Source organism: Polymorphobacter sp. PAMC 29334, from assembly GCF_019431245.1.
In the GTDB taxonomy this organism is placed as follows: domain Bacteria; phylum Pseudomonadota; class Alphaproteobacteria; order Sphingomonadales; family Sphingomonadaceae; genus Polymorphobacter_B; species Polymorphobacter_B megasporae.
Genome location: NZ_CP080243.1, coordinates 1,022,403 through 1,048,052, shown reverse-complemented (window position 1 = coordinate 1,048,052; position 25,650 = coordinate 1,022,403). Strand labels below are relative to the sequence as shown.

General features: G+C 67.2%; 27 protein-coding genes. 15 read left to right on the top strand and 12 right to left on the bottom strand.

Annotated elements, in window-relative coordinates; all coding sequences use genetic code 11:
• Position 1 precedes the first annotated feature (1 nt).
• Positions 2-592, bottom strand: a complete 591-nt coding sequence (locus KZX46_RS08850; protein ID WP_219776285.1) for an LGFP repeat-containing protein — start codon at positions 590-592, stop codon at positions 2-4.
• Between the two features lie 49 nt (positions 593-641).
• Positions 642-1,742, bottom strand: coding sequence for a redox-regulated ATPase YchF (gene ychF, locus KZX46_RS08845; RefSeq protein ID WP_216710973.1), 1,101 nt, complete (start codon positions 1,740-1,742; stop codon positions 642-644).
• Between the two features lie 144 nt (positions 1,743-1,886).
• Between ychF and KZX46_RS08840 the strand changes: the two genes are divergently transcribed.
• Positions 1,887-2,987, top strand: a complete 1,101-nt coding sequence (locus KZX46_RS08840; RefSeq protein WP_219776284.1) for an ankyrin repeat domain-containing protein — start codon at positions 1,887-1,889, stop codon at positions 2,985-2,987.
• Here the strand turns inward: KZX46_RS08840 and pth are convergent.
• Both pth and KZX46_RS08830 read right to left on the bottom strand, forming a co-directional pair.
• On the bottom strand, positions 2,956-3,525 hold the full coding sequence (gene pth / locus KZX46_RS08835) for an aminoacyl-tRNA hydrolase (RefSeq protein ID WP_216710971.1): 570 nt from the start codon (positions 3,523-3,525) through the stop codon (positions 2,956-2,958). The genes KZX46_RS08840 and pth overlap by 32 nt on opposite strands.
• Positions 3,526-3,546: 21 nt before the next feature.
• The gene (locus KZX46_RS08830; RefSeq protein ID WP_216710970.1) at positions 3,547-4,194 is read right to left on the bottom strand and encodes a 50S ribosomal protein L25/general stress protein Ctc; all 648 of its coding nucleotides are present in this window, start codon (positions 4,192-4,194) and stop codon (positions 3,547-3,549) included.
• A 328-nt stretch (positions 4,195-4,522) separates the two neighbouring features.
• Here KZX46_RS08830 and KZX46_RS08825 point away from each other — a divergent pair, with 328 nt between their 5' ends.
• Complete coding sequence (locus KZX46_RS08825; RefSeq protein ID WP_226896192.1) at positions 4,523-5,149, top strand: alpha/beta hydrolase; 627 nt, start codon at positions 4,523-4,525, stop codon at positions 5,147-5,149.
• On the opposite strand, the gene KZX46_RS08820 is transcribed toward KZX46_RS08825, so the two are convergent.
• Together KZX46_RS08820 and KZX46_RS08815 are read right to left on the bottom strand one after the other, a co-directional pair.
• Positions 5,146-6,018: a TraB/GumN family protein gene (locus KZX46_RS08820; RefSeq protein ID WP_219776283.1), complete on the bottom strand. Its 873-nt coding sequence runs from the start codon at positions 6,016-6,018 to the stop codon at positions 5,146-5,148. The two genes, KZX46_RS08825 and KZX46_RS08820, sit on opposite strands and share 4 nt — an antisense overlap.
• Before the next feature lie 7 nt (positions 6,019-6,025).
• Positions 6,026-6,634: a TMEM175 family protein gene (locus KZX46_RS08815; RefSeq protein WP_219776282.1), complete on the bottom strand. Its 609-nt coding sequence runs from the start codon at positions 6,632-6,634 to the stop codon at positions 6,026-6,028.
• A gap of 82 nt (positions 6,635-6,716) precedes the next feature.
• Here KZX46_RS08815 and KZX46_RS08810 point away from each other — a divergent pair, with 82 nt between their 5' ends.
• The 4 genes from KZX46_RS08810 to ppdK all read left to right on the top strand — a co-directional run bounded on the left by KZX46_RS08810 (position 6,717) and on the right by ppdK (position 13,355).
• Positions 6,717-7,073: a DUF6481 family protein gene (locus tag KZX46_RS08810; RefSeq protein ID WP_216710966.1), complete on the top strand. Its 357-nt coding sequence runs from the start codon at positions 6,717-6,719 to the stop codon at positions 7,071-7,073.
• A 197-nt stretch (positions 7,074-7,270) separates the two neighbouring features.
• Positions 7,271-8,161, top strand: coding sequence for a glycine--tRNA ligase subunit alpha (locus KZX46_RS08805; RefSeq protein WP_219776281.1), 891 nt, complete (start codon positions 7,271-7,273; stop codon positions 8,159-8,161).
• 18 nt (positions 8,162-8,179) lie between these two features.
• Positions 8,180-10,609 (top strand): glycine--tRNA ligase subunit beta, encoded by a 2,430-nt coding sequence (glyS, locus tag KZX46_RS08800; protein WP_219776280.1) that lies wholly within the window; start codon positions 8,180-8,182, stop codon positions 10,607-10,609.
• Positions 10,610-10,664: 55 nt separating this feature from the next.
• Positions 10,665-13,355, top strand: a complete 2,691-nt coding sequence (gene ppdK, locus KZX46_RS08795) for a pyruvate, phosphate dikinase (protein ID WP_219776279.1) — start codon at positions 10,665-10,667, stop codon at positions 13,353-13,355.
• Between the two features lie 47 nt (positions 13,356-13,402).
• Here the strand turns inward: ppdK and ispZ are convergent, their stop codons facing one another.
• Positions 13,403-13,993 carry a septation protein IspZ gene (ispZ, locus tag KZX46_RS08790; protein WP_226896191.1) on the bottom strand — a complete coding sequence of 197 codons (591 nt, stop codon included), beginning with the start codon at positions 13,991-13,993 and terminating at the stop codon, positions 13,403-13,405.
• 19 nt (positions 13,994-14,012) lie between these two features.
• Between ispZ and ccmA the strand changes: the two genes are divergently transcribed.
• The 7 genes from ccmA to KZX46_RS08755 all read left to right on the top strand — a co-directional run bounded on the left by ccmA (position 14,013) and on the right by KZX46_RS08755 (position 17,727).
• On the top strand, positions 14,013-14,603 hold the full coding sequence (ccmA, locus tag KZX46_RS08785) for a heme ABC exporter ATP-binding protein CcmA (protein ID WP_226896190.1): 591 nt from the start codon (positions 14,013-14,015) through the stop codon (positions 14,601-14,603).
• Positions 14,600-15,238 carry a heme exporter protein CcmB gene (gene ccmB / locus KZX46_RS08780; RefSeq protein WP_219776277.1) on the top strand — a complete coding sequence of 213 codons (639 nt, stop codon included), beginning with the start codon at positions 14,600-14,602 and terminating at the stop codon, positions 15,236-15,238. Before ccmA ends, ccmB begins: the two co-directional genes overlap by 4 nt.
• Positions 15,239-15,328: 90 nt before the next feature.
• Entirely contained in the window at positions 15,329-15,832 is a 504-nt protein-coding gene (locus KZX46_RS08775) for a hypothetical protein (protein WP_219776276.1), read from the top strand.
• 69 nt (positions 15,833-15,901) lie between these two features.
• Positions 15,902-16,636 (top strand): heme ABC transporter permease, encoded by a 735-nt coding sequence (locus tag KZX46_RS08770; RefSeq protein ID WP_219776275.1) that lies wholly within the window; start codon positions 15,902-15,904, stop codon positions 16,634-16,636.
• Positions 16,633-16,761, top strand: a complete 129-nt coding sequence (ccmD, locus tag KZX46_RS08765; protein ID WP_219776274.1) for a heme exporter protein CcmD — start codon at positions 16,633-16,635, stop codon at positions 16,759-16,761. The genes KZX46_RS08770 and ccmD overlap by 4 nt, the downstream gene beginning before the upstream one ends.
• A complete protein-coding gene (gene ccmE / locus KZX46_RS08760; protein WP_370647509.1) occupies positions 16,758-17,198 on the top strand; it encodes a cytochrome c maturation protein CcmE in 441 nt (146 codons plus the stop codon). Before ccmD ends, ccmE begins: the two co-directional genes overlap by 4 nt.
• Positions 17,199-17,202: 4 nt before the next feature.
• Positions 17,203-17,727, top strand: a complete 525-nt coding sequence (locus KZX46_RS08755; protein WP_219776273.1) for a redoxin family protein — start codon at positions 17,203-17,205, stop codon at positions 17,725-17,727.
• A gap of 3 nt (positions 17,728-17,730) precedes the next feature.
• Here the strand turns inward: KZX46_RS08755 and KZX46_RS08750 are convergent, their stop codons facing one another.
• Positions 17,731-17,952 carry a DUF3072 domain-containing protein gene (locus tag KZX46_RS08750; RefSeq protein ID WP_216710111.1) on the bottom strand — a complete coding sequence of 74 codons (222 nt, stop codon included), beginning with the start codon at positions 17,950-17,952 and terminating at the stop codon, positions 17,731-17,733.
• 66 nt (positions 17,953-18,018) lie between these two features.
• A complete protein-coding gene (locus KZX46_RS08745) occupies positions 18,019-20,760 on the bottom strand; it encodes a TonB-dependent receptor (protein WP_219776272.1) in 2,742 nt (913 codons plus the stop codon).
• A gap of 190 nt (positions 20,761-20,950) precedes the next feature.
• Between KZX46_RS08745 and KZX46_RS08740 the strand changes: the two genes are divergently transcribed.
• Both KZX46_RS08740 and KZX46_RS08735 read left to right on the top strand, forming a co-directional pair.
• A complete protein-coding gene (locus KZX46_RS08740) occupies positions 20,951-21,730 on the top strand; it encodes a glucose 1-dehydrogenase (protein ID WP_219776271.1) in 780 nt (259 codons plus the stop codon).
• A gap of 155 nt (positions 21,731-21,885) precedes the next feature.
• Entirely contained in the window at positions 21,886-22,827 is a 942-nt protein-coding gene (locus tag KZX46_RS08735) for a DMT family transporter (RefSeq protein WP_226896189.1), read from the top strand.
• 4 nt (positions 22,828-22,831) lie between these two features.
• Here the strand turns inward: KZX46_RS08735 and KZX46_RS08730 are convergent, their stop codons facing one another.
• The 3 genes from KZX46_RS08730 to KZX46_RS08720 all read right to left on the bottom strand — a co-directional run bounded on the left by KZX46_RS08730 (position 22,832) and on the right by KZX46_RS08720 (position 25,646).
• Positions 22,832-23,377, bottom strand: a complete 546-nt coding sequence (locus KZX46_RS08730; protein WP_219776270.1) for an HD domain-containing protein — start codon at positions 23,375-23,377, stop codon at positions 22,832-22,834.
• A gap of 26 nt (positions 23,378-23,403) precedes the next feature.
• Positions 23,404-25,143 (bottom strand): class I adenylate-forming enzyme family protein, encoded by a 1,740-nt coding sequence (locus tag KZX46_RS08725; RefSeq protein ID WP_219776269.1) that lies wholly within the window; start codon positions 25,141-25,143, stop codon positions 23,404-23,406.
• 71 nt (positions 25,144-25,214) lie between these two features.
• Positions 25,215-25,646: a GNAT family N-acetyltransferase gene (locus tag KZX46_RS08720; RefSeq protein ID WP_219776268.1), complete on the bottom strand. Its 432-nt coding sequence runs from the start codon at positions 25,644-25,646 to the stop codon at positions 25,215-25,217.
• Positions 25,647-25,650 lie beyond the last annotated feature (4 nt).

Genomic DNA, 25,650 nt, shown 5'->3' with positions numbered 1-25,650 from the left:
CCTACCCCTTGGCGGGGACGGGTGCGGTGTCGATCTTGACCGCGACGCCGGTGCATTGCGCGTTGGCGGCGCGCGCGCCGGCGATCCAGCTGATCGTGCCAAACTGGAAATTGCTCCGGCGGCCGCCCTGGACGCCGAATTCGTCGGTCGTCGGATAGCCGCAGGTGCCGCCCTCGCGACCGGTCGCGATCCACTTCGCACGGATCAGCCCGATGACGGCGTGGGTACCGGCCTTTGGCAGGAAGGCGATCGTCGCGTTGTTCGAAAAGTCGTTGTAGCGCCCGCCGCTTGCACCAGGCATCTCGTCGGTGACCGGGAAGCCGAGCCCGAGTTCGCGGCCGAGGCCGTTCCACTTCGCGCCGATCAGCCCCCACGCGGCATGCGCGCCGTACTTCGGGTGCCACGTGACGAAGCCGTTTTTGAAGCTGTTGATCCGGCCGCCATCGGCCGCCGGTCCCTCATCGCTCGCCGGCACGCCGAGCGGGCCAGACGACGCGCCGAGCGCGCGCCATTTGTTGCCGATCTCGCCGTAAACCTGAAACGCCCCTGCCGGCCGCCCCAATGCGAGACTCGCCACAAGCAATAAGATCACTCGCATTGTCCCCGAAGCCCCCCGGCAGTGTGGGAGGCACAGTAGCGCGTTAGACGTTGAACCGGAAATTGAGGATATCGCCGTCGGCGACGACATATTCCTTGCCCTCCGAGCGCAATTTTCCGGCATCGCGCGCGCCCGCTTCGCCGCCGAGGCGAACGAAATCGTCATAGGCGATCGTCTCGGCACGGATGAAGCCGCGCTCGAAGTCGCCGTGGATGACGCCCGCCGCCTGCGGGGCCTTGGTCCCAGCGGGGATCGTCCACGCGCGCGTCTCCTTCGGTCCGGCGGTGAAATAGGTCAGCAGCGCGAGCAGGTCGTAGCCGGCGCGGACGACGCGGGCGAGGCCGGTCTCTGTCAGCCCGAGTTCGCTGAGGAAGTCGGGGCGGTCGGCGGGGTCCATCTGCGCGATTTCGGACTCGATCGCCGCCGAGATGACGACCGACGCCGCTCCGCTCGCCGCCGCCATCTTGGCGACTGCCGCCGACAGCGCGTTGCCGCCTGCCGCCGACGCTTCCTCGACGTTGCAGACGTACAGCACCGGCTTCGCAGTCAACAATTGCGCCTGCGCCAGCACGCGCTCCTCCTCCTCGTCTTTCGGCACCGCCAGCCGCGCGGGCTTGCCTTCACGCAGCAGGTCGAGCGCGACACCGAGGATGCTCGCAGCGATCTTCGCTTCCTTGTCGCCCTGCGTCGCCTTCTTGATGAAAGCGGGAACGCGCTTCTCGAGCGATTCGAGGTCGCTGAGCATCAGCTCGGTCTCGACGGTCTCGGCATCGGCGACGGGATCGATCCGGCCTTCGACATGGGTGACGTCGTCGTCGACAAAGCAGCGCAGGACGTGGACGATCGCGTCGGTCTCGCGAATATTGCCGAGGAACTGGTTGCCGAGGCCTTCGCCCTTCGACGCGCCGCGAACGAGCCCGGCGATGTCGGTGAAGCCGAGCTGGGTTTCGATGATCTTGGCGCTGCCGGCGATCTTGGCGATCGCGTCGAGGCGCGGGTCGGGGACGGGGACGTTGCCGACGTTCGGCTCGATCGTGCAGAATGGATAATTCGCCGCCGCCGCGCTCGCGGTCTCGGTCAGCGCGTTGAACAGGGTCGACTTGCCGACGTTCGGCAGCCCGACGATACCGCAGCGGAAACCCATAGTCTGTCCTGGTGATAAAGGGGTGGCGGCGGGGCCGCGATGCCGGGATGCGTTACCGCGCTCCCCTCGCAAACGCCAGCCGTTGCGGCGACCGCGCGCGCATGCGAGTTTCCCCGGCAGGGGTGGCGGGCGTGGGGGACTGGGATGGGCGCAAAGCTGCTGGCGTTGATCGATCGACTCCGGAAGGCACCGTGGGTAGTCATCGCGCTCTTGCTCGCATCGACGGTCGGCGCGCTCGCGCAGTTTACCGGCGCGACCAAGACCCTCGTCGCCCTGCTCCATCCGCCGAAGCCTGACCCGCGCGCCGAGCTCGCCAAGCTCAATATTGCCTTCACTCCCGAGGCGATGGCGAAGGCCGCGACCGACGGCGACGCGCGCGCCGTCGGGCTGCTGCTCGACGCCGGGATGGCCGTCGACGCCGCGCCCGACCCGGCACAACCGCCACTAATGCTTGCGGCGCAGTCGGGGTCGGTCGCGACGGTGGCGCGGCTGCTGGCGGCCGGCGCCGATCCCGCGCGCAATGGCGCGGCCGGGACCGCGCTCGACTTTGCCGTCCGCTACCAGCACCCCGAAGTCGTCAAACTGCTGATCGCCAAGCCGCTGCCACCAGCGGTGGTCTTCGAGGCCTTCGTCAACGCGGGCTATTCGGGCGACGTCGCTGCAATCCGATTGCTCGCTCCACGCCTTGCCGACAAAAAGGCGGCAGCGACGGCCGCGCTTCAAGCTCTGGTCGTCGACACCCGCGATGGTCCGCGCGCCGCCCCCACGGTAGCGGCGCTGGCGGCGCTCAAGCCTGACCTGAACGCGATCGATGCCAACGGGCTCTCGCCACTGCACCGCGCGGTCGACGCCGATGCGATCACTGTTCTGACCGCATTGCTAAAAGCCGGTGCGAACCCGAACGTCCGCGCTTTTTGCCAGTACGAGGCAAATCCGGTGACGGCGACGCCCTTGGGTTGCGCGGCGACGCGCGGTTCGTCCGAGGGCCGCGCAAGCGCGTTGGCACTGATCGCGGCGCACGCCGATATCGAGGCGCGCGGTCCGGGGGGCAAGACGCCGCTGATCCTCGCGGCTGACAACAGCGACGCCGCGATGACTATCGTGTTGCTCGATGCCGGTGCCGATCCGCGCGCGACCGATGACAAGCGCCGGACCGCGCTCGACTATCTCCGCGCCGACAAATTCCACGACCTTTCCGACGCGATCGGCGCGCTCAACCGAGCCTTAGCGCAACGTCGTTTGTGAAGCGCACGTCGTCACCGGTGACGAGCCATTCGGCTTCGGCGGCGACGGCGTCGAGCATCGCCTCGCGGTCCTCGATCTCGGTCTTGGCGAAATTGCCGAGGACGTAGCCCAGCACGCGGTCCTTGTGCCCGGGGTGGCCGATGCCGAGGCGGACGCGGCGGTATTCGGGGTCGGACAAATGCGAGTCGATCGAGCGGATGCCGTTGTGGCCCGCCGCACCCCCGCCGCGCTTGACCCGGACCTTGAACGGCACGAGGTCGAGTTCGTCGTACAGCACGGTAAGCGCGTCGGTGCCTAGTTTGTAGAAGCGCAGCGCCTCGGCGACCGAGCGGCCGCTATCGTTCATGAACGTCGCGGGCTTGAGCAGCACGACCTTCTCGGTCCCGATCCGCCCGTCGGCAGCGAGGCCCTGAAAGCGGGTCCTCCACGGGTCGAACCGCCAGCGCGAATGGATCGCGTCGGCGGCCATGAAACCGATATTGTGGCGCTGGCCGGCGTGGACAGCCCCTGGATTGCCGAGGCCGGCGAAGATTTGCACTTCGCCGACCCCTGCGAACCGTTAGGCGATCTTGGCGGCAGCCGACTCGGCGGCAGCGGCAGCAGCGACGGCTTCGTCGGCGGCAGCATCGGCCGACTGGAGCGCCGACGGCGCGACCAGCGAGACGATGGTGAAGTCGCGATCGTCGATCACCGGCGTCACGCCATCGGGCAGCTTGACTGCCGAGATGTGAACCGAGTCGCCGATGTCGAGGCCAGCCAGCGAGATTTCGATCTGGTCGGGGATAGCATCCGACGGGCACGACAGCTCGATTTCGTGACGCACGACGTTGAGCGTGCCGCCGCGCTTCATGCCGGGCGACTTGTCCTCGTCGGTGAAGTGGACCGGAACCGCGACATCGATCGTCGCCCCGGCGGCAAGGCGCAGGAAGTCGATGTGGATCGGACGGTCGCTGACCGGGTGGAACTGGACGTCGCGCGGCAGGGTCCGCTCGACGACGCCGTCGATTTCGACCTCGACGACCGAATTCATGAAGTGCCCGGTCGACAGGAGCTTGGTCAGCTCCTTCAACGGCACGTGGATCGTGGTGGGGGCGGTCTTGTTGCCGTAGATGACGGCAGGTACGCGACCAGTCAGACGCACGGCACGGGAGGCTCCCTTGCCAGCCCGCTCGCGCACCGACGCCGCGAGTTTCATCGCTTCGCTCATGTGCTTTCTCCATAACCCCGCGCGCCTCCAGGGATGCGGGCGCGGGATTGGGGGCCATAAGCGAGAAAGCCGGTAAAGGCAACGTGAGTCTTCCTGTCTCCCCACCCGTCGAAACCGAAAGTGAGGAGGCGGCAGGACGTGCGTTCCCGCAACTTCGCGTCGCTCCCCCGCAACAAAATCTATCCAATCCCTACTCGAGCGATGGGGTATGTTTCGATCGTCGAGCGGATCACCCATGGTCTCCCCCGAAAGTGCTCGACCAACTGGGCGGGGATGTCGTGCCCATCGACGCTCCCGCCCACCTTTCCGGCCCTGCGGAGGATGCGTCATGGACAGCGACGGCGTGACCCGGATCATCGTCATACCCGGGCTCGGCGGCTCGGGCCCCGATCACTGGCAGGCGCTATGGGCGGGGGCACGGCCCCACGCACGGATGGTGCGGCAGGCGTCGTGGGACGATCCCTACCCCGACGACTGGATCGCCGTCATCGACGCCGCGATCAACGCCGCGCCGACCCCCGCGGTCCTCGTCGCGCACAGCCTCGGCTGCCCCGCGGTCGCGCATTGGGCGGCGCGCAACCCCGGCAACGAGCGAGTCGTCGGGGCATTGCTTGTCGCGCCGTGCGACGTCGAGCGTCCCGATGCCTGCCCCGCCATCGCCCGCTTTGGACCAGTTCCGCCCACGGCGCTGCCGTTCCGCTCGGTCGTCGTCGCCAGCCGTGATGACCCGTATGTCGAGTTCTCGCGCGCGCACTGTTTTGCCACGCGGTGGGGGAGTGCCTTCGTCGACGCCGGCGCGCTCGGCCACATCAACGCGAAGAGCGGCCTCGGCGACTGGGGCTTCGGGCAGGTGCTGCTCGACGACCTGCTCGCGGCGACGCGCGACGACCGTCATGCCCGGGTCGCGACCTTGCGCGGCGAGCTCTCGCCCCCGCCGCCATGCTTCGGCCTCTAGGGCAGTCGCTCGACCGTCAGCCCCTTCGCCTCGAGCAATTTGACGACGCTGTTCCTGCCCCCAAGATGCCCCGCGCCGACCGCGACGAACACCCGCCCGGGGGTCGCGAGCCGCGCTGCGATCCAGTCCGCCCACGCCTTGTTCCGGTTGGTCAGCAAGGCGCGCTCGAGGTTCGGCGTCGCCTGGAAGCCCTTGTCGAAGTCCTTCGCCAGCGCTTCGGTCTCACCCGCCTGCCAATAGGCGACGAGCGCGTTGGTATCGTCGCGCGCGGTCGACAGGTCGTCGACGGTCGAATCGAGCAATGCACGCGCATCGGTCTCGGACAGGTTGTCGAACAGCCGCAGCTGCGCCTCGGGAGTCTCGAGCCCGATCACCGGCTTGTTCTCGCCCTTCGCCCGCGCGGTCAGCGTCGCCTCGACGCCGTCGCCCGCGGTCAGCCCTAGCTGAGTGACCGCGCCATCGCCGAGTGCAATCGCCGCGAGCCATGTCTTCATTCCGTCGAGTCGCGCCGCCGGGAGCCCGAGCGCCGTCTCCCCCGCGAGCAATGCCGCGCGCTTCGACGGCGCGACGCGCGCGCTGAGCGGCGGCAGGCCGCGCTTCTCGCCGAGCATCGCCACCAGCGGCCCGAGCCCGGCGGGGTCGTCGGGCAGCACGGTTTCGAGAACGAGCGTGTCGGCGGCGTCGACCCGCGCGGCGATCTTCGGGCTCAGCCACTTGCTCCCTGCGGGCAGCGCATGGATCGTGCCGAACAAGGTTATATCGGTATCGGCGTCGTGGACGTGCCACATCGCGGGTTCGGCGGCGGCGGGAGCGGCCAATGCCAGCGGAACGGCAACAATGGCGGCGGCGAACAAGGGAAACAGGCGCATCGCGGCGCTATAGGCGCGGCTCGGGCTGAACGGAACCTGTCTCGCGGGCAGCGGCCCGGCCGACGCGGCGGTCGGGGATCAGCCACATCAGCGCGACCAGGGCGTAGATCAGGTCGGCCACCACGGGGGCGACGAACGCCATGCCGATCCCCGCAAGATACAGGAACGGCGACGCCTTGCCTTTGAGGTCGCGACCGAGCGCGGCGCGCAACGGCGAATCGGCTCCCTGCTCGCGGACGATCATCGACTGCATGGTGTACCAGGCGAGCGCGGTCATCCCGAGCGAGACGCCATAAACCGCAGTGGGCACCGGCGCGAACGGGTGCTCGCCGGTCCATGCCGTGGCAAAGGGAATCAGCGACAGCCAGAACAACAGGTTGAAATTCGCCCACAGGATCGCGCCGTCGACTCGCGGCGCGAGATGAAAGAAATGGTGGTGGTTGTTCCAGTAGATCGCCACGTAGATGAAGCTGAGGGCGTAGCTGAGGAAGATCAGCGCCAAATGCCCAAGCGCGGCGGGGTCGGTCCCCTCGGGCGGCTTGAGCTCGAGCACCATGATCGTGATGATCACTGCGATCACCCCGTCGGTCAGCGCCAGCAGTCTGTCGGATCGCATTGCCGTCTCCACCCGCCCTACATAGTTGCGAGTCATGCGGCATCGCACTATGTGCGAGGCACCATCCAACCAAGCGAGACTTATGGCCTTCAAGCTACCTGATTTCAACGACCGCAAGGCCACCGCCACCGCCGCGCGTCAGGCCGTCCTCGACAAGTTCAAGGCCGTGCCGGTTGCGACCCCCGAGGAACTCGCCGAGCGAGCCGCCCGCGCTGCGGCGCAGGAAGCCAAGAAGATCGAAAAGGCGCAGGCGCTCAAGGACCGCATCGCTGGCGAGAAAGCCGCCGTGATCGCCTCGCGCGAAGCCAAGGAAGCCGCCGCGCGCAAGGCCGCCGAGGACGCGCTGATCACCGAGGAAATGAAGGCGGCGGCGAAGAAGGCCGAACGCGACGCGAAATACGCCGCGCGCAAGGTCGCGAAGAAAGCGGCGAAGCGCTAGCTCCAGTTCGGAGGGGAGTCTCCCTTTTGGTCGTCACCCCGGCGAAGGCCGGGGCCCAACGAGCCCCGCTATGCGAACTTTGTAGTCTGCACGGCGATGGGCCCCGGCCTTCGCCGGGGTGACGGGCGAGGTTGAGGCCTCTCTGCCCTGTGCAACTTGACCCCCCTTCCCCGCGCCCGCTACACCCCGCGGCATCCATGTTGCACCCGCGAACATCTCCGGCGACGCCGCTGACCTTCCAGGACATGATCCTGACGCTCCAGCATTATTGGAGCGAGCGCGGCTGCGTCATCCTGCAACCGTACGACATCGAGGTCGGCGCGGGGACCTTCCACCCCGCCACCGTCCTCCGCGCGCTCGGCCCTGAGCCGTGGCGCGCCGCGTACGTCCAGCCGAGCCGCCGCCCGTCCGATGGCCGCTACGGTGAAAACCCCAACCGGCTCGGTGCTTATTATCAGTTCCAGGTCATCCTCAAGCCGTCGCCGCCCGACATCGTCGACGCGTATCTCGGCAGCCTCGCGGCGATCGGCATCGACGGGCGCAAGCACGACATCCGCTTCGTCGAGGACGACTGGGAGAGCCCGACGCTCGGCGCATGGGGGCTCGGGTGGGAGGTGTGGTGCGACGGTATGGAGGTGTCGCAATTCACCTATTTCCAGCAGGTCGGCGGCATCGACTGCGCTCCCGTCAGCGGCGAGATCACCTACGGCCTCGAACGGTTGGCGACATACATCCAAGGTAAGGATTCGGTGTACGACCTGCAGTACAACGACACGATGACCTACGGCGATGTCTTCCGCGAGAACGAGCGCGAGTTCAGCGCGTACAGCTTCGAGGCCGCCGACACCGACTTGCTGTTCCGCCAGTTCACCGACGCTGCGGGCGAATGCCGCGCGCTCGTCGAGCGTGGCCTGCCGCTCCCCGCCTACGACCAGGCGATCAAGGCGAGCCACATCTTCAACCTGCTCAATGCCCGCGGGGTGATCTCGGTCGCCGAGCGCGCCGCGTATATCGGCCGCGTGCGCGACCTGACGAAGGCGGTGTGCGAGGGCTGGGTGGCGAAGAACGCGGCGCGGTGGGCGGCGTGATTTACGCAGTGACCGGCATTGCCTGACTTCCTCCTCGAACTCCTCACCGAGGAAATCCCCGCGCGGATGCAGGCCCGTGCGATCGAGCAACTGCGCGACCGCTTCACCGCCGGGCTCGCCGCCGCCGGCCTCGCCGTCGGCCCGATCGCTGCGTCCGTCACCCCGCGCCGCCTCGTCCTCCACGCGGCCGGCCTCGACGCCGCGAGCACCCCCGTCAGCGAAGAACGCCGCGGTCCGCGCGCCGACGCCCCCGAGCAGGCCGTAGCCGGTTTCGTCAAGTCGACCGGCCTCGCCCGCGATGCGATGGAGGAGCGCGACACGCCAAAGGGGCGCTTCCTTTACGCGACGATCGTCACCCCCGGGCGCAGTGCCGAGGCGATCATTGCCGAACTGATCCCGGCGATCGTCCGCGACTTCGATTGGCCCAAATCGATGCGCTGGGGCGACGCCTCGACGAGCACCGCCAGCCTGCGCTGGGTCCGGCCGTTATCCGGCATCGTCGCGCTGCTCGGCGACGCGGTGGTCACGTTCGCGGCGGCGGGCGTGACGAGCGGGCGGACGACGTTCGGGCACCGCTTCATGTCGAGCGGGCCGATCGAGATTGGCGGCGCCGCGAGCTACGTCGACCAGCTTCGCGCCGCACACGTCATGCTCGACGCGAGCGAGCGGCGCGATCTCATCATCCGTGGCGCGGACGCCGCCGCGAGGGCCGAGGGGTTGGGGATCATCCCCGACGACGGTCTCGTCGCCGAAAACGCAGGGCTGACCGAGTGGCCGGTGCCGCTGATCGGGCGCTTCGACCCGGCGTTCCTCGACGTGCCGCGCGAAGTCATCCAGCTGACGATGCGGACCAACCAGAAATATTTCGCCTGCACCGACGCCAGCGGCAACCTCGCCCCGGCGTTCGTCTGCGTCGCCAATATCGCGGCCGACGACGGTGGCGCGGCGATCGTTGCGGGCAACCAGAAGGTGCTCGCGGCGCGGTTGTCCGACGCGAAGTTCTTCTGGGACGCCGATATCGCGCGGGTCCGCGACAGCGGCCTCGCCAGCTTCACGCCGAAGCTCGCCGACATCGTCTTCCACGAAAAGCTCGGCACCGTCGCCGACAAGGTCGACCGCGTCGCCAAACTCGCCCGCTGGCTCGTCGAAAGCGGCGCCGTCCTTCCTTCTCCCTCTCCCCTCAAGGGAGAGGGACGGTCGCGCCCTTCGCGCGACCAGGGTGAGGGTAAGGATGGCATAAGCCACTCTCCCGCCACTCACCCTCACCCTGGCGCGCAAGGGCGCGCCGTCCCTCTCCCTCAAGGGGAGAGGGAAGAAGCGCTCGCCGATCTCGCCGAAACCGCCGCGCGGCTGTGCAAAGCCGACCTCGTCTCGGCCACCGTCGGCGAGTTCCCCGAAGTGCAAGGCATCGCCGGCGGTCACCTTGCGCTGGCGGAGGGCCTCGACCCCCAAATCGCTGCCGCGATCCGCGACCACTACAAGCCAGTCGGGCCGAGCGACACTGTGCCGAAAGCGCCGGGCACGGTAGCCGTCGCGCTGGCGGACAAGCTGGATACGTTAATCGTTTTTTTTGCGGCCGGCGAAAGACCTTCAGGATCGCGTGATCCATTCGCCCTGCGTAGAGCTGCACTTAGCATAATTAATCTACTTCTAACCAATAATATTCGTATTGGTTTGACCGAAGTTATTGCAACTTCCATTATTGAGTTACTTCGACAGGCGGTGAAAGCGCAAGTTGCCGCACTCGACAATTCAGAGACCACCGCTGCTGATATTCAGCAGGCGATGTCTACATATCTCGCAGCGACAGAAAATCTAGCCGGCAAAGCGTTAGACGTCACATCGATACAGCTTCAGTCGAACTTTCGTTTCAGCAGTTTTATGCGACGCCTGAGCTCCCTTGAAGCCAATGACAGAGATGATCGGGCCGATGTCGTTATCTTCCTCGCAGACCGCCTTAAAGTTCAGCAGCGCGAAGCCGGTGTCCGCCCCGACATCATCGACGCGGTCTTCGCCCTCGGCGGCGAAGACGATCTCGTTCGTCTCTTGGCGCGGGTTAAGGCACTTCAGGCTGTCCTACAGACCCCCGATGGGCGTAGTCTCCTCGCGGGGTATCGGCGGGGTGTGAACATGTTGCGTATCGAAGAACTCAAGGACGGGCCTATCGACCCCGAGGTCGACGCCGAACTCCTTGTCGAACCAGCAGAAATTGCGCTCAACGCTGCGCTCGACGTGATCGTGCCGATCGTCGCGGCGGACGTCTCGGAAGAACGTTTCGAATCAGCAATGACCGCGCTCGCGCGGCTGCGGCCCGAGGTCGATTCGTTCTTCGATAGCGTGACGGTCAATTCGGGGGAGCAGGAGGTTCGTCGCAACCGCCTCGCGCTGCTTGCGCGGCTTCGCACCGCAGTCCATTCGGTCGCCGACTTCTCGAAGATCACCGACTGACAAAACATCGTCTTTAGTGTGAACTTATTTTGAACTTCGTGTTGGATACCCCGTGATGGCCACCGCCCCCGCCCCCGCCGCCACCCAGTTCGTCTTCCGCTTCGGCGGCGGTACCGCCGAGGGCGACGCCGGGATGAAGACCCTGCTCGGCGGCAAGGGCGCGAACCTCGCCGAGATGGCGTCGATCGGCCTGCCGGTGCCCCCGGGCTTCACCATCTCGACCGCGATGTGCGGCGTCTATTACGACAGCGGCGAAGACTTCCCGCCATCGCTCCACGACGAGGTCGCAGCGGGGCTCAAGCACATCGAGACGATCGTCACCGGCGTTGGCTTCGGCTCGGCCGACAACCCACTGCTCGTCTCGGTCCGCTCGGGCGCGCGGGTGTCGATGCCGGGGATGATGGACACGGTCCTCAACCTCGGGTTGAACGATACGACCGTCGAGGGGCTGGCGAAGGTCAGCGGCGACGCGCGCTTCGCGTGGGACAGCTATCGCCGCTTCATCCAGATGTATGCCGACGTCGTCCTCGGTATCGACCATTATCTGTTCGAGGAAGCGCTCGAGATCCTCAAGGAAGACCGCGGCGTTACGCTCGACACCGAGCTCACCGCCGACGACCTCAAGGGCCTCGTCGCCGATTATCTCGCCAAGGTCGCCGCCGAGCTCGGCCACGCCTTCCCGCAAGACCCGCACGACCAGTTGTGGGGCGCGATCGGCGCGGTGTTCGGTTCATGGCGGTCGGAGCGCGCGCGCGTCTATCGCCGGATCAACGACATCCCCGAAGCGTGGGGCACCGCGGTCACGGTCCAGGCGATGGTGTTCGGCAACATGGGCGCGACGTCGGCGACCGGGGTCGCTTTCACCCGCGACCCGTCGACCGGCACCAAGGCGCATTACGGCGAATTCCTGATCAACGCGCAGGGCGAGGACGTCGTCGCCGGCATCCGCACCCCGCAATACCTAACCCGCGCAGCACGCGAGGCCGCCGGCGCGAAGGCCGCGTCGATGGAAGAGGCGATGCCCGAGGTCTTCGCTGAACTGGCAGGCGTCTTCGACCTGCTCGAAGGCCACTACCGCGACATGCAGGACATCGAATTCACCGTCCAGCAGGGCAAGTTGTGGATGCTCCAGACGCGATCGGGCAAGCGCACCGCCAAGGCCGCGCTCAAGACCGCGGTCGACATGGCCGACGAGGGGCTGATCACGTCGGAAGAAGCCGTGCTGCGCGTCGACGCCGCTGCGCTCGACCAATTGCTCCACCCGACGCTCGACCCCAACGCGCACCGCGACGTGCTAACGAAGGGCCTGCCCGCATCGCCGGGAGCCGCGAGCGGAGTCGCGGTGTTCGATTCGGAAACCGCCGAGCGCCGCGCCGGGCTGGGTGAGGACGTCATCCTCGTCCGCACCGAAACCTCGCCCGAGGACATTCACGGCATGGTCGCGGCGCGCGGCATCCTGACCTCGCGCGGCGGCATGACGAGCCACGCCGCCGTCGTCGCGCGCGGCATGGGGCGCCCGTGCGTCAGCGGCGCGGGCGCTTTGTCGGTCGACCTCAAGACGCGGACCGCGCGCGTCGGCAACCGGACGATCAAGGAGGGCGACATGCTCACGCTCGATGGGTCGACCGGCGAGGTGATGGCGGGCAAGGTCGCGACGGTCGAGCCCGAGCTCCACGGCGACTTCGGGCGGCTGATGGAATGGGCCGACGCCCACCGCCGGATGAAGGTGCGGACCAACGCCGAAACCCCGCTCGACTGCCGCGTCGCACGCGGCTTCGGTGCCGAGGGCATCGGGCTGTGCCGGACCGAGCATATGTTCTTCGACGCGAGCCGGATCACCGCCGTCCGCCAGATGATCCTCGCCGAGGACGAAGCGGGACGCCGCACCGCGCTTGCGGTCCTGCTCCCCGAGCAGCGCGCCGATTTCGTCGCGATCTTCGAGATCATGGCGGGGCTGCCGGTTACGATCCGCCTGCTCGACCCGCCGCTCCACGAATTCCTGCCGCATGTCGAAACCGAATTCGCCGATGTCGCGAGCGCGGTTGGCCTGTCGGTCGACGCGCTCAAGCGACGGGTGGCGGAGCTGCACGAATTCAACCCGATGCTCGGACATCGCGGCTGCCGGCTGGGGATCACCTACCCCGAAATCTACGCGATGCAGGCGCGCGCGATCTTCGAGGCGGCGGTCGACGTCGCGGTGCGGACGGGCGAGAGCGTCGTCCCCGAAGTGATGGTGCCGCTCGTCGCGGCCCCACGCGAACTCGAGATCATCCGCACCGCGATCGACGCCGAGGCAAAGGCGGTGTTCGCCGAGACCGGACGCACGCTCGACTATCTCGTCGGCACGATGATCGAACTGCCGCGCGCCGCGATCCGCGCGAAGGAGATCGCCGCCTTCGCCGACTTCTTCTCGTTCGGCACCAACGACCTGACCCAGACCGCGCTCGGCATCAGCCGCGACGACGCGTCGAAGTTCCTCACCGCGTACGTCGAGCAGGGCATCTATGCGCGCGATCCGTTCGTCAGCATCGACGTCGAGGGCGTCGGCGAGCTGATCGGGATGGCGGCAGAGCGTGGACGAGAAGCCAAGCCGGCGATCAAGCTGGGGATCTGCGGCGAACACGGCGGCGATCCTGCGAGCATCGCGTTCTGCGAATCGCTCGGGCTCGATTACGTCAGCTGCTCACCCTACCGCGTTCCAATCGCGCGCCTCGCGGCAGCGCAGGCGGCGTTGAAGGCGCGGTAATCCTCTAGTTTGTCATCCCGCGAAAGCGGGGATGACAGTAGGCGGCCCTACTCCGTCGGCGGAGTATGCCGCATCAGGATCGGCGTCTGCGCGAGCGCGAAAACGAAGGTCAGCGCTGTCACGCCCCACACCTTGAATGTCACCCAGTCGTCGGTCGACAGGTTACGCCGAAGCACCTCGTTCAGCACCGCGAGCGCGATGAAGAAGACGATCCAGTTGCGCGTCAGCTTCGCCCAGCCGGCATCGCTCAACCCGGTAAAAGCATCGCCAAGGACGAGCTTGAGCAGTGGCCGCCCGGTCATCGCGCCGAAGATCAGCACGGCGGCGAGCAGGACGTAGATCACGGTCAGCTTGATCTTGATGAACGCCGGATCGTGGAGCAGCAGCGTCGCGGTGCCGAAGACGAAGACCATCACCCCAACCAGCCACAGCATCGGCGGGATTCGTCCGTAGCGGAAGTGCGCGATCGCCATCGACAGCAAAGTCGTCGCCATCACTGCCCCGGTCGCGACGTAGATGTCGGCGACGCGGTTGGCGATGAAGAAGACGAGCAACGGCGCGAAGTCGAGGATCGCCTTGACGGTCGGGCTGGGCGTGCGGCGGGGAACGGGCATGCCGCGCTGTAGCGGTTCGCTCATGGCCGGGCTAGGGGGAGGCGTGTCCGCGCCATCCTCGACCGCCATCACCATCACCGACCTCGCCTGCGACCGTGGCGGGCGGCGGGTGTTCGACGGTGTGTCGTTCACCCTTAGCCCCGGCGAGGCGCTTCAGGTCGAAGGACCCAACGGCGCGGGCAAGTCGAGCCTGTTGCGGCTGCTCGGCGGCTTGCTCGCCCCGGCGGCAGGGACGATCGACAATCCGTATCGTGTCGCTTGGGCGGGGCATGACGTCGCGCTCAAGCCGGGGGTGACGCTCGCCGACGAGCTCGCGCATTGGGCGCGGCTCGACGGTGCCGAACCAGCGGCGGTCGCGGCGGCGGTGGCGGCGTTCGCCCTGACGCCGCTTGTCGACCTCCCTGCCGGTATCCTGTCGAGCGGGCAGCGGCGGCGCGCTTCTTTGGCGCGGGCGATGGCGTCGGGGGCCGAGCTGTGGCTGCTCGACGAACCCGGAGTCGGCCTCGACACCGCGTCGCTCGGGCTGCTCGCAGCAGCGATCGGGCGGCATCGTGCGGCGGGTGGACTCGTCGTCGCGGTGACCCACGGCGAGATCGGCATCGACTGCCCGCAAACCCTCCGGCTCGGCGCATGATCTTCGTCACCCTCGTCCGCCGCGACCTCGCGCTGGCGTTGCGGCGACCCGGCGCGCTCGTGCTGCCGGTGCTGTTCTTCGTCCTCGTCGGCGCGCTGTTTCCATTCGCGGTCGGCCCCGATGCGCGCCTCCTCGCTCGGATAGCTCCCGGCGTGGTCTGGGTCGCGGCGCTCCTCGCCAGCCTGCTGCCGGTCGAGACTTTGGTCGAACCCGACCGCGCCGACGGGACGCTCGACCAGATCGTCACGCGCGGCATCGCGCTCGAGGTCTGGGCGGCGGCGCGGCTCGTTGCGCACTGGCTGGGCTTTGCCGGGCCGCTGCTGCTTGCGCTGCCGGTAGCAGGCATCCTGCTCGGCGTCCCGTTCGCGGTCATGGGCCAACTCGCCCTCGCCCTGCTGCTCGGCACCCCCGCGCTCGCCGCGCTCGCGCTGCTCGCCGCGAGCCTGACGACGGGGCTGCGCGGCGGCGGCGCGCTCGCCGGGCTGATCGCGCTGCCGCTGGCGTTGCCGGTTTTGATCTTCGGCGTCGGGATCGGCGGTGACGGCGCGCTCAAGCTCCTCACCGCGAGCAGCCTCGTTCTCGTCGCGCTCGCGCCGTTCGCGGCGGCGGCGGCGCTGAAATCCGCGCTCGAATAGACAATTTGGTACATTGCGGGTGCAGCTTTCGCGGAGCATTAATGCCGTCGTGCGGTCGGATTAGCCGGTGTCGCACGGAGGGGATATTCGATGACGCTCAAGATTTTCGCGCTCGCCGCCGCCTTCGGCCTCGCCGCCGCAAGCGCTCATGCCGCACCGCCCGCCCCGCAGGCGGTGACGCCGGTCAAGGGCATGAACTACGATTGCACCAAGGCCGGTAACAAGAACAAGGCCGCGTGCAAGAACGTCACCCCGGCGGGCGTTACCGCGACGACGCGGCCCGCGATTCCCGCCGCGACGACGCCGGCCCCCGCAAAAGCAGCGATGAACTACGACTGCACCAAGGCGGGCAACAAGAGCAAGGCGGCGTGCAAGAACGTCGTCGTCCCGCCGGTCGTCGCCGCCAAGCCGACCGCGCCGCTCGCCGCGACGCCGATGGCGGCCAAGCCAGCAATGGCGGCCGCGCCGCGGACTGCCGCTGCGAAGCCCGCCAACCCAAACCTCGTCGCCGCGACGCAGAAGAACGGCAAGGTCGTCCACTACGATTGCTCGAAGGCGGGCAACAAGGACAAGACGGCGTGCAAGGCGGCGTGATTCGCGCCTGACGTCATGGCGTCGCGGCCGGGGTGCCAATCCCCGGCCGCGATGTTAAATGGGTATCGCATGCATCGCTTCGCCAATCCCGCCCGCTTCCTCCGCATCGCGCGCGTCTGCACGCCGGTGCTGACGATGAGCGGGCTCGTGCTCGCCGCTGTCGGGCTATGGATCGGTTTATTCGCGTCACCGCCCGATTATCAGCAGGGCGACAGCGTTCGCATCATGTACGTTCATGTCCCCGCCGCATGGCTGGCGTCGGGTGGCTATCTCGGCCTCGCTATCGCCAGCGCCGTCGCGCTCGTCTGGCGGCACCCGCTCGCGGCGATCGCGGCGCGCGCGATCGCCCCGGTCGGCGCCTTGTTCACCGCCATCTGCCTCGTCACGGGCTCGCTCTGGGGTAAGCCGACGTGGGGGACGTATTGGGTGTGGGATGCGCGCCTGACGTCGATGCTCGTGCTGCTGTTCCTGTATATCGGCTATCTTGCGCTAGCCGGAGCCGAGGACGAGCGCCACGGCGGCGATGTCACCCTCGGGCGCGGCGCGGCGATCCTCGCGCTCGTCGGCGTCGTCAACCTGCCGGTCATCAAGTTTTCGGTCGAATGGTGGAACACTCTCCACCAGGGGCCATCGATCACGCTGACCAAGTCGACGATCGATCCGGCGATGCTGCTGCCGCTGCTGACCTCGCTCGCGGGCTTCAGCTTGCTGTTCGGCGGCATCGTGCTGATGCGGATGCGCGCCGCACTCGCCCGCCAGATGGTCGAGGCGCGCGGACGGCGGCTCGCGGAGGCTTACGCGTGAACCACGCTGAATTCGTTTATCCGAGCTATGCGCTGACGATCGCCGGGATGGTCGGCGTCCTCGCATGGAGCTGGCTGGCGATGCGGCGCGCCGAGGCCGCAGCAGCGAAGGCGAAGCGTCGATGAGCAAATTGAAGCCGAAGCACCAGCGGCTCGTCTTGCTGTGTGCTGCTTTGATCACGCTCGGTGGCGCAAGCACGTTGGCGCTGAGTGCCTTGGGCGACAAGGCGACGTATTTCTACGCGCCGAGCGATGTCTTCGCCCACGCCCCCGAACCCGGCACCGCGATCCGCCTCGGCGGGCTCGTCGAGCGCGGGTCGGTGGCGAAGCAATCCGACGGGCTGACGATCGCCTTCCGCGTCACCGACAACGCCCGCGAAGTTCCGGTGCGCTACACCGGCATCGTCCCCGACCTGTTCCGCGAAGGGCAGGGCGTTATCACCGAAGGGCGGTTCGGCCCCGGCGGCGTGTTCATGGCCGACACCGTCCTCGCCAAGCACGACGAGAAATACATGCCCCCCGAGGTCGCGGGGTCGCTTCACAAGGTCGGGCGCGTCGGTTGAGCCGATGACCTTGTGGCGGCGACCGAGCCGCATTGTTGCCCCGGTCGCGCTGGGCTTGGCGGTGGTGCTGCTCGGCTATCGCTGGTCACAGCGTCCGGTCGACCACCCCGCAATCGGCGCGCCCTTCCCCCCGCTCGCGCTCGCCTCGCTGTCGGGCACACCGCCGCTGACCGACGCCGGGCTCCGCGCCGGACATGTCACGCTAGTCAATCTGTTTGCGTCATGGTGTGTGCCGTGCCGCGCCGAGGCACCCCAGCTCGCCGCGCTCCACGATGCGGGGCTCGTCGTCGTCGGCATTGCCGTCCGCGATACGCCGGGCGATGCGGCCGCGTTCATCGCGGCGACGCATAGCAAGTTCGACCATGTCGAGCTCGACCCGCACTCGGCGGTACAAGCGGCACTTGGCACGACCGGTATTCCAGAAACCTGGGTCGTCGACGGGCACGGCTTCGTCCGCGCGCGGTTCACCGGCGACCTGCACGCCGGCGACCTGCCCGCGGTTCGCGCGGCGGTCGCGGCAGCATCATAAGCGCTACTTCCCGCGCCCGGTCGTCTCCTGAAGCTCGTCGATGCGCAACGAGGCATCAGCCTTGGTCAGCTCGGGATCGAACTCCTCATGCGCCTCTTCGCTCAGCGTCTTGAGATACGACGCCTGCGCCCCGGTCATCGGCTCGGCCCCCGTCGTCCAGTCGTGCGGATCCTTCTCCGCGTTCGACGTCGGGTTGGTCTTCGGGTTGGCGGTTTCGTCGGCCATTGTCGGTCTCCTTTAATCGACAAGAAAACCGGCTAGACCCGATGATGTTCCTTTTTCGTTCGTGCGTCAGAATTTCGCACGGACGGTTACCCCGAAGGTCCGCGGCTCGGCGGGAAAGACGATATACAGCTGGTTGGTCGAGGTGCCGTACTTCGCCGTGGCGTTGATCGTGCCGCCGCCCTGGAGCGGGGCATCGGCGGCAACCTGCTGGTATTGCTGGTTGAGCAGGTTCTGCGACCAGAGCTCGATGCCGTAGCGATGCCCCTTGCCGTACAGCCCGATGCGCGCGTTGACGAGGATGAAGCCGTTCTGCATTTTCTCGGCATCGAGGTCCGAGCCGGTGTTGAGGTCGGACTGGTAGCGGAAGTCGAGATACGCCAGCGCGGAGAAGTTCTCGTCGATCGCCGGGGTCCACGCCACCGATCCCGTCGTCGTATAGACCGAGGCGTTCGACAACTGGCTGCCGGGCAACTGGAACAGCGTCGGGGCGAGCGGGATGCCGCCGAGCCCGGTCAGGTTCTTCGCGTATTTCGTATCCTGGTAGGTGAAGCCCGCGGTGAAGGTGACGTCCTTCGCCGGATAGATGAACGCCTCGAGTTCGGCACCCTTCGAAACGACGCCCGGCCGCGCCCGGTTCGACGCGCACGTCACCGTCGTCGCGACGGTGTTGGTCCCGCCGGCAACGCTGTCGGCGCAGCCCTGGATGTTGGTCACCTCGAAATTGACGCCGTTGAAGGTGTTGAGCTGGAACTGGTCGAATTCCTCGTAGAACAGCGCGCCGTTGAGCTTGAACTGGCGCAGGTCGAGCTTTGCGCCGAGCTCGTAATTGGTGACGAGTTCGGGTTCGAAGCGCAGGTTCGACGCCTGAGGCTTGGCGGCGTTGAGCGCCGACGTGTCGAGGTTGAACCCGCCCGCCTTATACCCGCGTGAGTAGGACGCGTAGGTCAGGACCGCCTTCGACGGCTTGTACGACAGGATCGCAGCACCGGTGACGCGGTCCTCGTTCTTCGTCGCGCCGGGGTCGGTCGCGGTGGTGAAGCCGGTCCCGCTCGTGCCGTTGATCGCGCATGGCAGCCCGCCGAGCGCGGCGAGCGGCGACGCCCGCAGCGCCGCGCAGAAGGTGTTGTTGTGGTTGAAGCTCGTGTCGAGCGTCTTCTGTTCGTTGGTGTAGCGCGCGCCGATCGTCAGCAGGAGTTTATCGGGGACGATGCTGATGACGTTGTGGGTGAAAAAGGCGTAGTTGCGGCTCGTCTGGTCGAAGACGTCGCGGACGACGCCGGTGCCGCCGAACAGCGGCGATGCAGTTGGAAAGCCGATCGCGTTGGCGACCGAACGGAAACCGCCGATTGAATTCGCGGGTGACGACAGGCCCGACAGCAACGCGATCTGCCCTTTGACCGACGCCGGCACCGCCGCACTGCCGAGCAATGCCGCCGCGGTTGTCCGGTTGAAGCAGCTCGAGTCGGCGACGTTGACCAATGCCGCGCCAACGCCGAGCGCGCGGGCGAAATTGTCGGCGAGGACGCAATTCGAATAGCGTTCGGCATCGGCCCCGAACTTCAGGTCGTCACGCACCGTCAGGTTCTCATGGGCGTAATAGGCGCCGACGAGGAAATCGAGGTGGTTGGCGAATGCTGTCCCCTGAAGGCGGAGTTCCTGGGTGAAGGTCTTGAACTTGCGGTCGAGATCGTTGCGGCGAAGGATGTCGAGGTTTTCGAAATCGGCGTCGGAGCCGTTGTTTGCCTCATAGACCCGGTACGCGCTGATCGAGGTCAGCTTGACCGCACCGAGGTCCCAGTTGACCTCGCCCGACAGGCCGTAATCCTTGCTCCGCTGATGATAATTGACCCCAGGAGTGATCGAATCGAAGCGGCTAAACGGGGTGCTGCCGGTCGACTGGTTGATCACGCCGCCGAGCGCGTTGATGATCGGGATCAAGCTGTTCGGCGACGCCACGACATTGCCCTGTGCGTCGCGCGACAGGTTGCGCGCTGGGCTGAGGAACGCCGCCGCGCAGCACTCCTCGGCCTTGTGGCTGTAATCGCCGATCAGCCGGATGCTCAGGTCGTCGGTCGGCTTGATCAGCAACTGCCCGCGAATCAGGTAGCGGTCGCGGTCACCGGTCTTGCGCCCCGAGATCGAGTCGGTCAGCAGCAGCCCGTCGCGCTTGACGTAGACGCCGTCGATCCGCGCCGCGATCTTGTCGCCGACGACCGGCCCGGTGACGCTGCCCGCGAGGCGATAATAATTGAAGTTGCCGTAGCTCGCTTCGGCATTGCCGCCGAGGTCGAACGACGGCCCCTTGGTGATGATGTTGATCAGCCCCGCCGAGGCGTTGCGCCCGAACAGCGTCCCCTGCGGTCCGCGCAGGACTTCGATGCGGTCGACCTCGCCGAGTTCGGTCAGGCCGACGCCGGTGCGGCTGCGATAAACGCCGTCGATGAACACCGCGACCGACGATTCGAGCCCCGGGTTTTCGCCGACGGTGCCGATGCCACGGATTCGCGCGACCCCCGAGGCTTCGTTGGTCGCCGACGAGACGAGCAGCGACGGCGCGAGCTGGTTCAATTGGCGGATATCGCTGCCGCCCGAATTCTGCAGCTGTTCGGCCGAGACCGCGCTGACCGCGATCGGCACGTCGGACAGAACCTGGCTGCGGCGCGTTGCAGTGATGATGATGTCGTTGGCGTCGAACGCGGTCGCAGCAGCAGTGGCCGGCGCCACCGGTGGTGCCGTCTGGCCGACCGCCGCGCCGCCGCCTCCGCTCGCCGCAATCAACGCGCACGACGCCAGCCAGATGTTCTTCATGATTTCCACCCCCGCGGATGAGGCATTGTGCCTCGTTATTGAACTGAGGCTACGACAATCGCGGCGAGGCGCAAGGCTTATTGTGCAGATTGCTGCGTGGTGTTGCTGCACGGTATCGGTGCAGCATGCACTGTTCGGCTTGCTCTCGTGAGCGTCCGCGCTAAGGGTCGCCACAATCAGGGAGAAGCAGATGGCGAACGGTCGGCTGGCGGGAAAGGTGGCACTCGTCACCGGGGCGGCGTCGGGGCTCGGCGCGGCGATGGCGGCAAAGTTCGTCGCCGAGGGCGCGCGAGTCGTGCTGACCGACCTCAACGGCGCGGGGGCCGAGCGTCACGCGGCTTCGCTCGGCGATGCAGCGGCAGCAATCGCGCATGACGTCACCTCGCCCGACGAATGGACTGCGGCGGTGGCGTTCGCCGAGAAGACCTTCGGGGGCCTCCACATCCTCGTCAACAACGCCGGCATCGGCACCGGCGGGACGGTCGAAAGCACGAGCTTCGACGATTGGCGGCACCTTCACGCCGTCGACCTCGACAGCGTCTTCTACGGCTGCAAGCTCGCATTGCCGCTGATGGCGGCGTCGTGTGCCCGCGACGGCAAGCACGGGTCGATCCTCAACATCTCGTCGATCGCCGGGGTCATCGCCAGCGCCAACATGGCGGCTTACAACTCGGCAAAGGCGGGCGTCCGGCACCTGTCGAAGTCGGTCGCGCTCCACTGCGCCAAGCAGCGCTACAACATCACCTGCAACTCGATCCACCCGGTCTTCATCGACACGCCGATCCTCGACAATCTCGTCGGCGGCATCGAACGCGAGGAAGGATTGGCGAAGCTCGGGCGGCAGATCCCGCTCGGCCGGGTCGGCGAACCCGACGATGTCGCGTGGGGCGCAGTGTATCTGGTGTCGGACGAGGCGAAGTTCGTGACCGGGACCGAGCTGTACATCGACGGGGGTATCTCGGCGATGTGAGGGTGTCGGCCCTTCTTCCTGCTCCCCTCCCCTTCAGGGGAGGGGTCGGGGGTGGGGCAGTCGTCACGAACACCTCAGCAGAGGCAGGCCCCACCCCCGGGCCGCGCCAATCGGCACGTCTCTCGCCCCTCCCCTGAAGGGGAGGGGTAGAAGCGGTGCTTGCCCCCGCCTCCCCCGCCCGATACCCCGCGCACATGACCCCCGCCCGCCTTGCCTTCCCCGCGATGCTGACCGGCAGCGCTGCGCTCGCTTTCGGGCCGTGGCTCGTCCGGCTCGCCGATGTCGCGCCGGTGTCGTCGGCATTCTGGCGGCTCGCGCTCGCGATCCTGCCGCTGATCGTGCTGGCGCGTGTCGCCACGGGAGTACGTCGTGCGGACAGCGGTGCGCCTGTTGTGCGGCCGTCGCTTTCGACGGTCGGCGTGATCGCGCTGGCGGGTGTGTTCTTCGCCGCCGACCTCGCGCTGTGGCACCTCGGGATCAAGCGGACGACGCTCGCCAATGCGACGCTGATGGGCAATTCGGCGAGCTTCATCCTCCCCGCCTACGGCTTCATCGTCACCCGCACCCTGCCGGGACGCTCCGCAATTGCTGCGTTGTTGTGCGCCGCCGCCGGGATCGGTCTGCTCCTCGGGCGTAGCGCCGACGTGTCGGGCACGCATCTGGTCGGCGACCTGATCTGCATGGCGGCCGGAGCATTTTACGCCGCCTATTTCATCGTCGTCGACCGCGTCCGCTCGCAGGTCGCGCCGCTGACGCTGCTGGCGATGGCGACAGCGTTCGGGGCGATCGCGCTGCTCCCGGCGGCGCTGGCGATGACCGCGCCGGGGGCCGGATTCTGGCCGCACAACTGGACCCCGTTGATTTTGCTCGCGATCGGCAGCCAGGTCATCGGCCAGGGGCTGATCATCTTCGCGATGGGCTATCTGCCGCCGCTCGTCATCGGGCTGACCTTGCTCGTCCAGCCGGCGATTTCGGCGACGATCGGCGCGCTCCGCTTCGGCGAAGGTGTCAGCGGCGTCGAGGCGCTCGGCATGGCGCTGGTCGCGACCGCGCTGGTACTGGTCCGCCTGCCGTCGCGACGAGTCGCGACGGTTTAGACCGTCAGAATATCCGCTTCGGCGCGCTGAAGACGCGGGTCACTTCGGGTTCGAAGCTGGCGAGGCTGTCTGCCGGGAAGTCGGGGTCGAACGCCGGCGCATCCCATTCGTCGACGAGCTTCTCGGCAAAGGCGAACCACGGCTCGCTGCGGAAATCTTCGCGCATCGTCGGGGATTGCCCCATATATTCATAGTAATAGCGGCCCTGGAACGCCTGGTGGTGCTTGACCGCGTGGTAGATATCGTCGCGGACGTAGGGCTTGAGGATCTCGGCGGCGATCGCGCCGTGGTTGGGGATGCTCATCAATTTCCCGAGGTCGTGGCACAGTGCCGCGACGATCTCCTCGTCCGGTGCCCCCGCCCGCCGCGCAAGCGTCGCCGCCATCAGGCTGTGGCCGAGCTGCGACGCGGCGAACCCGACTTCGATCGCGTCGAGGCGGGCGAGCGACTCCATGATCTGGCGCGGGGCGGCCGATTTCTGATGGGTGCCGTGCTCGCGGGCGATATGCCCCCAGTCCTCGGCGGTTCCCTCGACCATGTTCGTGAACATCGAAAATGCTCCTCAGCCAGGACGCCTTATACCGCAGGTGCCGAGTAGATGTGACTGGTTTCTGCGAAGAGCTGCCGGTAGCGTTGCCGCAGCGCGACCTTGTCGATCTTGGCGCTGCCGAGCTTGGGCAGCGGTTCGTCGCTGAACCAGATGTGCGCGGGGACCTTGAACGAAGCGAGGTCGCGCGCGACGAACTGGGTCAGCGCCTCCGCCTCGAGTGCCGCGCCGGGCTTCGGATAGACCACCGCGCCGACGAGCTCGCCGAGCCGGTCGTCGGGCAGGCCGAAGACGCTCGCCTCGGCCACCGCCGGATGGGCGTAGAGCGCGGCCTCGACCTCCTGGCAGCTGATGTTCTCGCCGCCGCGGATGATGATGTCCTTCTTGCGGTCGACGATGAACAGATAGGCGTCGGCGTCGAGATAGCCGAGGTCGCCGGTGCGGAACCAGCCGCCCGGCATGAACGCCGCCGCGGTCGCCTCCGGATTGCGCCAATAGCCGCGGACGTTGGCGACCGACTTGATGCAGATTTCGCCGACGGTCCCGCTGGGCTGCGCAACCATCGCATCGTCGAAGATGCCGATCTCGACCAGCGGAGCCGCTGCGCGTCCGGTAGACGCCGGCTTGGCAAGGTAATTGTCGCGGTAGATGCCCGCGCCGACGCCGTTGGTCTCAGTCAGGCCGTAGCCCTGGACCGGGTGCTTGCCGGGGAAGGTGTGCTCAAGCCGATCGACGTGCTCGGGCGGGCGCGGGGCACCGCCGCTGGCGATGTCGACGAGGCTCGACAGGTCGTATTTGTTGCGGTCGGGATGGTTCATCAACTCGAGGCTCATCGTCGGGACGCCGACGAAATACGTCGCCTTCTCCTCGGCGATCATCCGCAGCGCCTCGCCCGCGTCCCATTTGTGCATGATGATCATCTTGCGCCCGATTGCGATCGACACGAGCAACACCGGCACCGACCCCGTGATGTGAAACAGTGGGACGTTAAGCAGCATCACCTGCTGTACAGGAGCCGGCGCCCCCGACGCGGCGGTCAGGCTGAGCAATGCCAGTCCGGTGACGAGATAGTTAAGCGACCCCGACACGATCGCGCGCTGGGTCGATACCGCGCCCTTCGGCATGCCGGTCGAGCCGCTTGTGTACATGATCGTCGCGTCGTCCTCGGGCACGATCGGCGGCAAATACCACGGCGCGGCACCGGCCGTGGCGAGCGCGTCGTCGAGGCGTGACAGGCCGAGCCCCGCCGCGACTTCGGCCGAGGTGCGGACCGTCAGCACCGGCACCGTAAAGCTGGGCATCGCCGCCAGCCGCCGCGCGCGCTCCTCGTCGGCGATGACGAGCCTCGTGCCGCTATGCGCGACACCGAACGCGAGTTCCTCGCCCTTCCACCACGCATTCATGGGCACCGCGACAGCGCCGAGGATGTGGATGCCGCAGAAACTCGTGATCCATTCGGGATAGTTGCGCATCGCCACTGCGACACGGTCGCCCTTGGCAATACCGCGAGCCTGAAGGACGGCTGCGACCTTCTGCGCCTGCGCGTAAATCTCGGCGAAGGTGTAGCGCTCGTCGCGGTAGACGAGGAACTCCTTGGCGGCATTGGCGGTAAAAAAGAAGGCGAGATAGTCGCGCATGTTCGTCGGGGCGTTGTCGAACACCGGATAGTCGGCGCCGCGCACCGTCGCGTGGCCGACTGCAAGCTGGCCGCCGGGGGCGGTTATCTGAGCGACGACGGCGTCGATCTGCTGGTCAAGGACGGATGTCATCGGCGAACTCCCAAGGGGGCGTGGCTCGATTCCACGTCTCTCATGCCCCTGATGTAACGCCCGCGAACGCTTTACAATCGCTTCGCGTAATTGATCGTTCGACCCACCTCGATGAAGCCGGTCGCCTCATGCCAGGCCGCGCCGGGCGAATTCTCCAAATCGCTGTCCGAGCCAAGGTAGCCGACGCCGCGAGCGCGCAGCCAATCTTCGACCGCAGCGAGCAGCAGCTTGCCGATTCCTGCGCGGCGGTCGTAGCCGGTGACGAAGATTCCCTGCAAGAAGCCGCTAAGTCCGTCGGGTGCGCCGTCGACATAATGTTGCAGCGTCGCCTCGGCCAAGCCGAGCGCAACACCGTCGCGTTCGGCGAGAAATGCGCCGAAATCATCTCTTGCGAGCAGCGCGGCGACGCCGGCCTCGTCGCTGATGTCGTCGGGCCACAGCCGATACTGGAGATCGTAGATGACTGCGGCGTCACCGACAGTCGCGCGCCGGACCGTAATCACGACG

What these genes read in the sequence shown, in the direction of transcription:
- ppdK (WP_219776279.1), top strand. Translation starts at nt 10,665, where the DNA reads ATGGCCACCGCCCCCGCCCCCGCCGCCACCCAGTTCGTCTTCCGCTTC.
- KZX46_RS08730 (WP_219776270.1), bottom strand. Translation starts at nt 23,377, where the DNA reads ATGTTCACGAACATGGTCGAGGGAACCGCCGAGGACTGGGGGCATATC.
- ccmB (WP_219776277.1), top strand. Translation starts at nt 14,600, where the DNA reads ATGATCTTCGTCACCCTCGTCCGCCGCGACCTCGCGCTGGCGTTGCGG.
- KZX46_RS08745 (WP_219776272.1), bottom strand. Translation starts at nt 20,760, where the DNA reads ATGAAGAACATCTGGCTGGCGTCGTGCGCGTTGATTGCGGCGAGCGGA.
- KZX46_RS08820 (WP_219776283.1), bottom strand. Translation starts at nt 6,018, where the DNA reads ATGCGCCTGTTTCCCTTGTTCGCCGCCGCCATTGTTGCCGTTCCGCTG.
- KZX46_RS08805 (WP_219776281.1), top strand. Translation starts at nt 7,271, where the DNA reads ATGTTGCACCCGCGAACATCTCCGGCGACGCCGCTGACCTTCCAGGAC.
- KZX46_RS08810 (WP_216710966.1), top strand. Translation starts at nt 6,717, where the DNA reads ATGGCCTTCAAGCTACCTGATTTCAACGACCGCAAGGCCACCGCCACC.
- ychF (WP_216710973.1), bottom strand. Translation starts at nt 1,742, where the DNA reads ATGGGTTTCCGCTGCGGTATCGTCGGGCTGCCGAACGTCGGCAAGTCG.
- KZX46_RS08755 (WP_219776273.1), top strand. Translation starts at nt 17,203, where the DNA reads ATGACCTTGTGGCGGCGACCGAGCCGCATTGTTGCCCCGGTCGCGCTG.
- KZX46_RS08825 (WP_226896192.1), top strand. Translation starts at nt 4,523, where the DNA reads ATGGACAGCGACGGCGTGACCCGGATCATCGTCATACCCGGGCTCGGC.
- ispZ (WP_226896191.1), bottom strand. Translation starts at nt 13,993, where the DNA reads ATGAGCGAACCGCTACAGCGCGGCATGCCCGTTCCCCGCCGCACGCCC.
- KZX46_RS08725 (WP_219776269.1), bottom strand. Translation starts at nt 25,143, where the DNA reads ATGACATCCGTCCTTGACCAGCAGATCGACGCCGTCGTCGCTCAGATA.
- KZX46_RS08840 (WP_219776284.1), top strand. Translation starts at nt 1,887, where the DNA reads ATGGGCGCAAAGCTGCTGGCGTTGATCGATCGACTCCGGAAGGCACCG.
- KZX46_RS08830 (WP_216710970.1), bottom strand. Translation starts at nt 4,194, where the DNA reads ATGAGCGAAGCGATGAAACTCGCGGCGTCGGTGCGCGAGCGGGCTGGC.
- KZX46_RS08815 (WP_219776282.1), bottom strand. Translation starts at nt 6,634, where the DNA reads ATGCGATCCGACAGACTGCTGGCGCTGACCGACGGGGTGATCGCAGTG.
- KZX46_RS08740 (WP_219776271.1), top strand. Translation starts at nt 20,951, where the DNA reads ATGGCGAACGGTCGGCTGGCGGGAAAGGTGGCACTCGTCACCGGGGCG.
- KZX46_RS08750 (WP_216710111.1), bottom strand. Translation starts at nt 17,952, where the DNA reads ATGGCCGACGAAACCGCCAACCCGAAGACCAACCCGACGTCGAACGCG.
- KZX46_RS08770 (WP_219776275.1), top strand. Translation starts at nt 15,902, where the DNA reads ATGCATCGCTTCGCCAATCCCGCCCGCTTCCTCCGCATCGCGCGCGTC.
- ccmE (WP_370647509.1), top strand. Translation starts at nt 16,758, where the DNA reads ATGAGCAAATTGAAGCCGAAGCACCAGCGGCTCGTCTTGCTGTGTGCT.
- KZX46_RS08775 (WP_219776276.1), top strand. Translation starts at nt 15,329, where the DNA reads ATGACGCTCAAGATTTTCGCGCTCGCCGCCGCCTTCGGCCTCGCCGCC.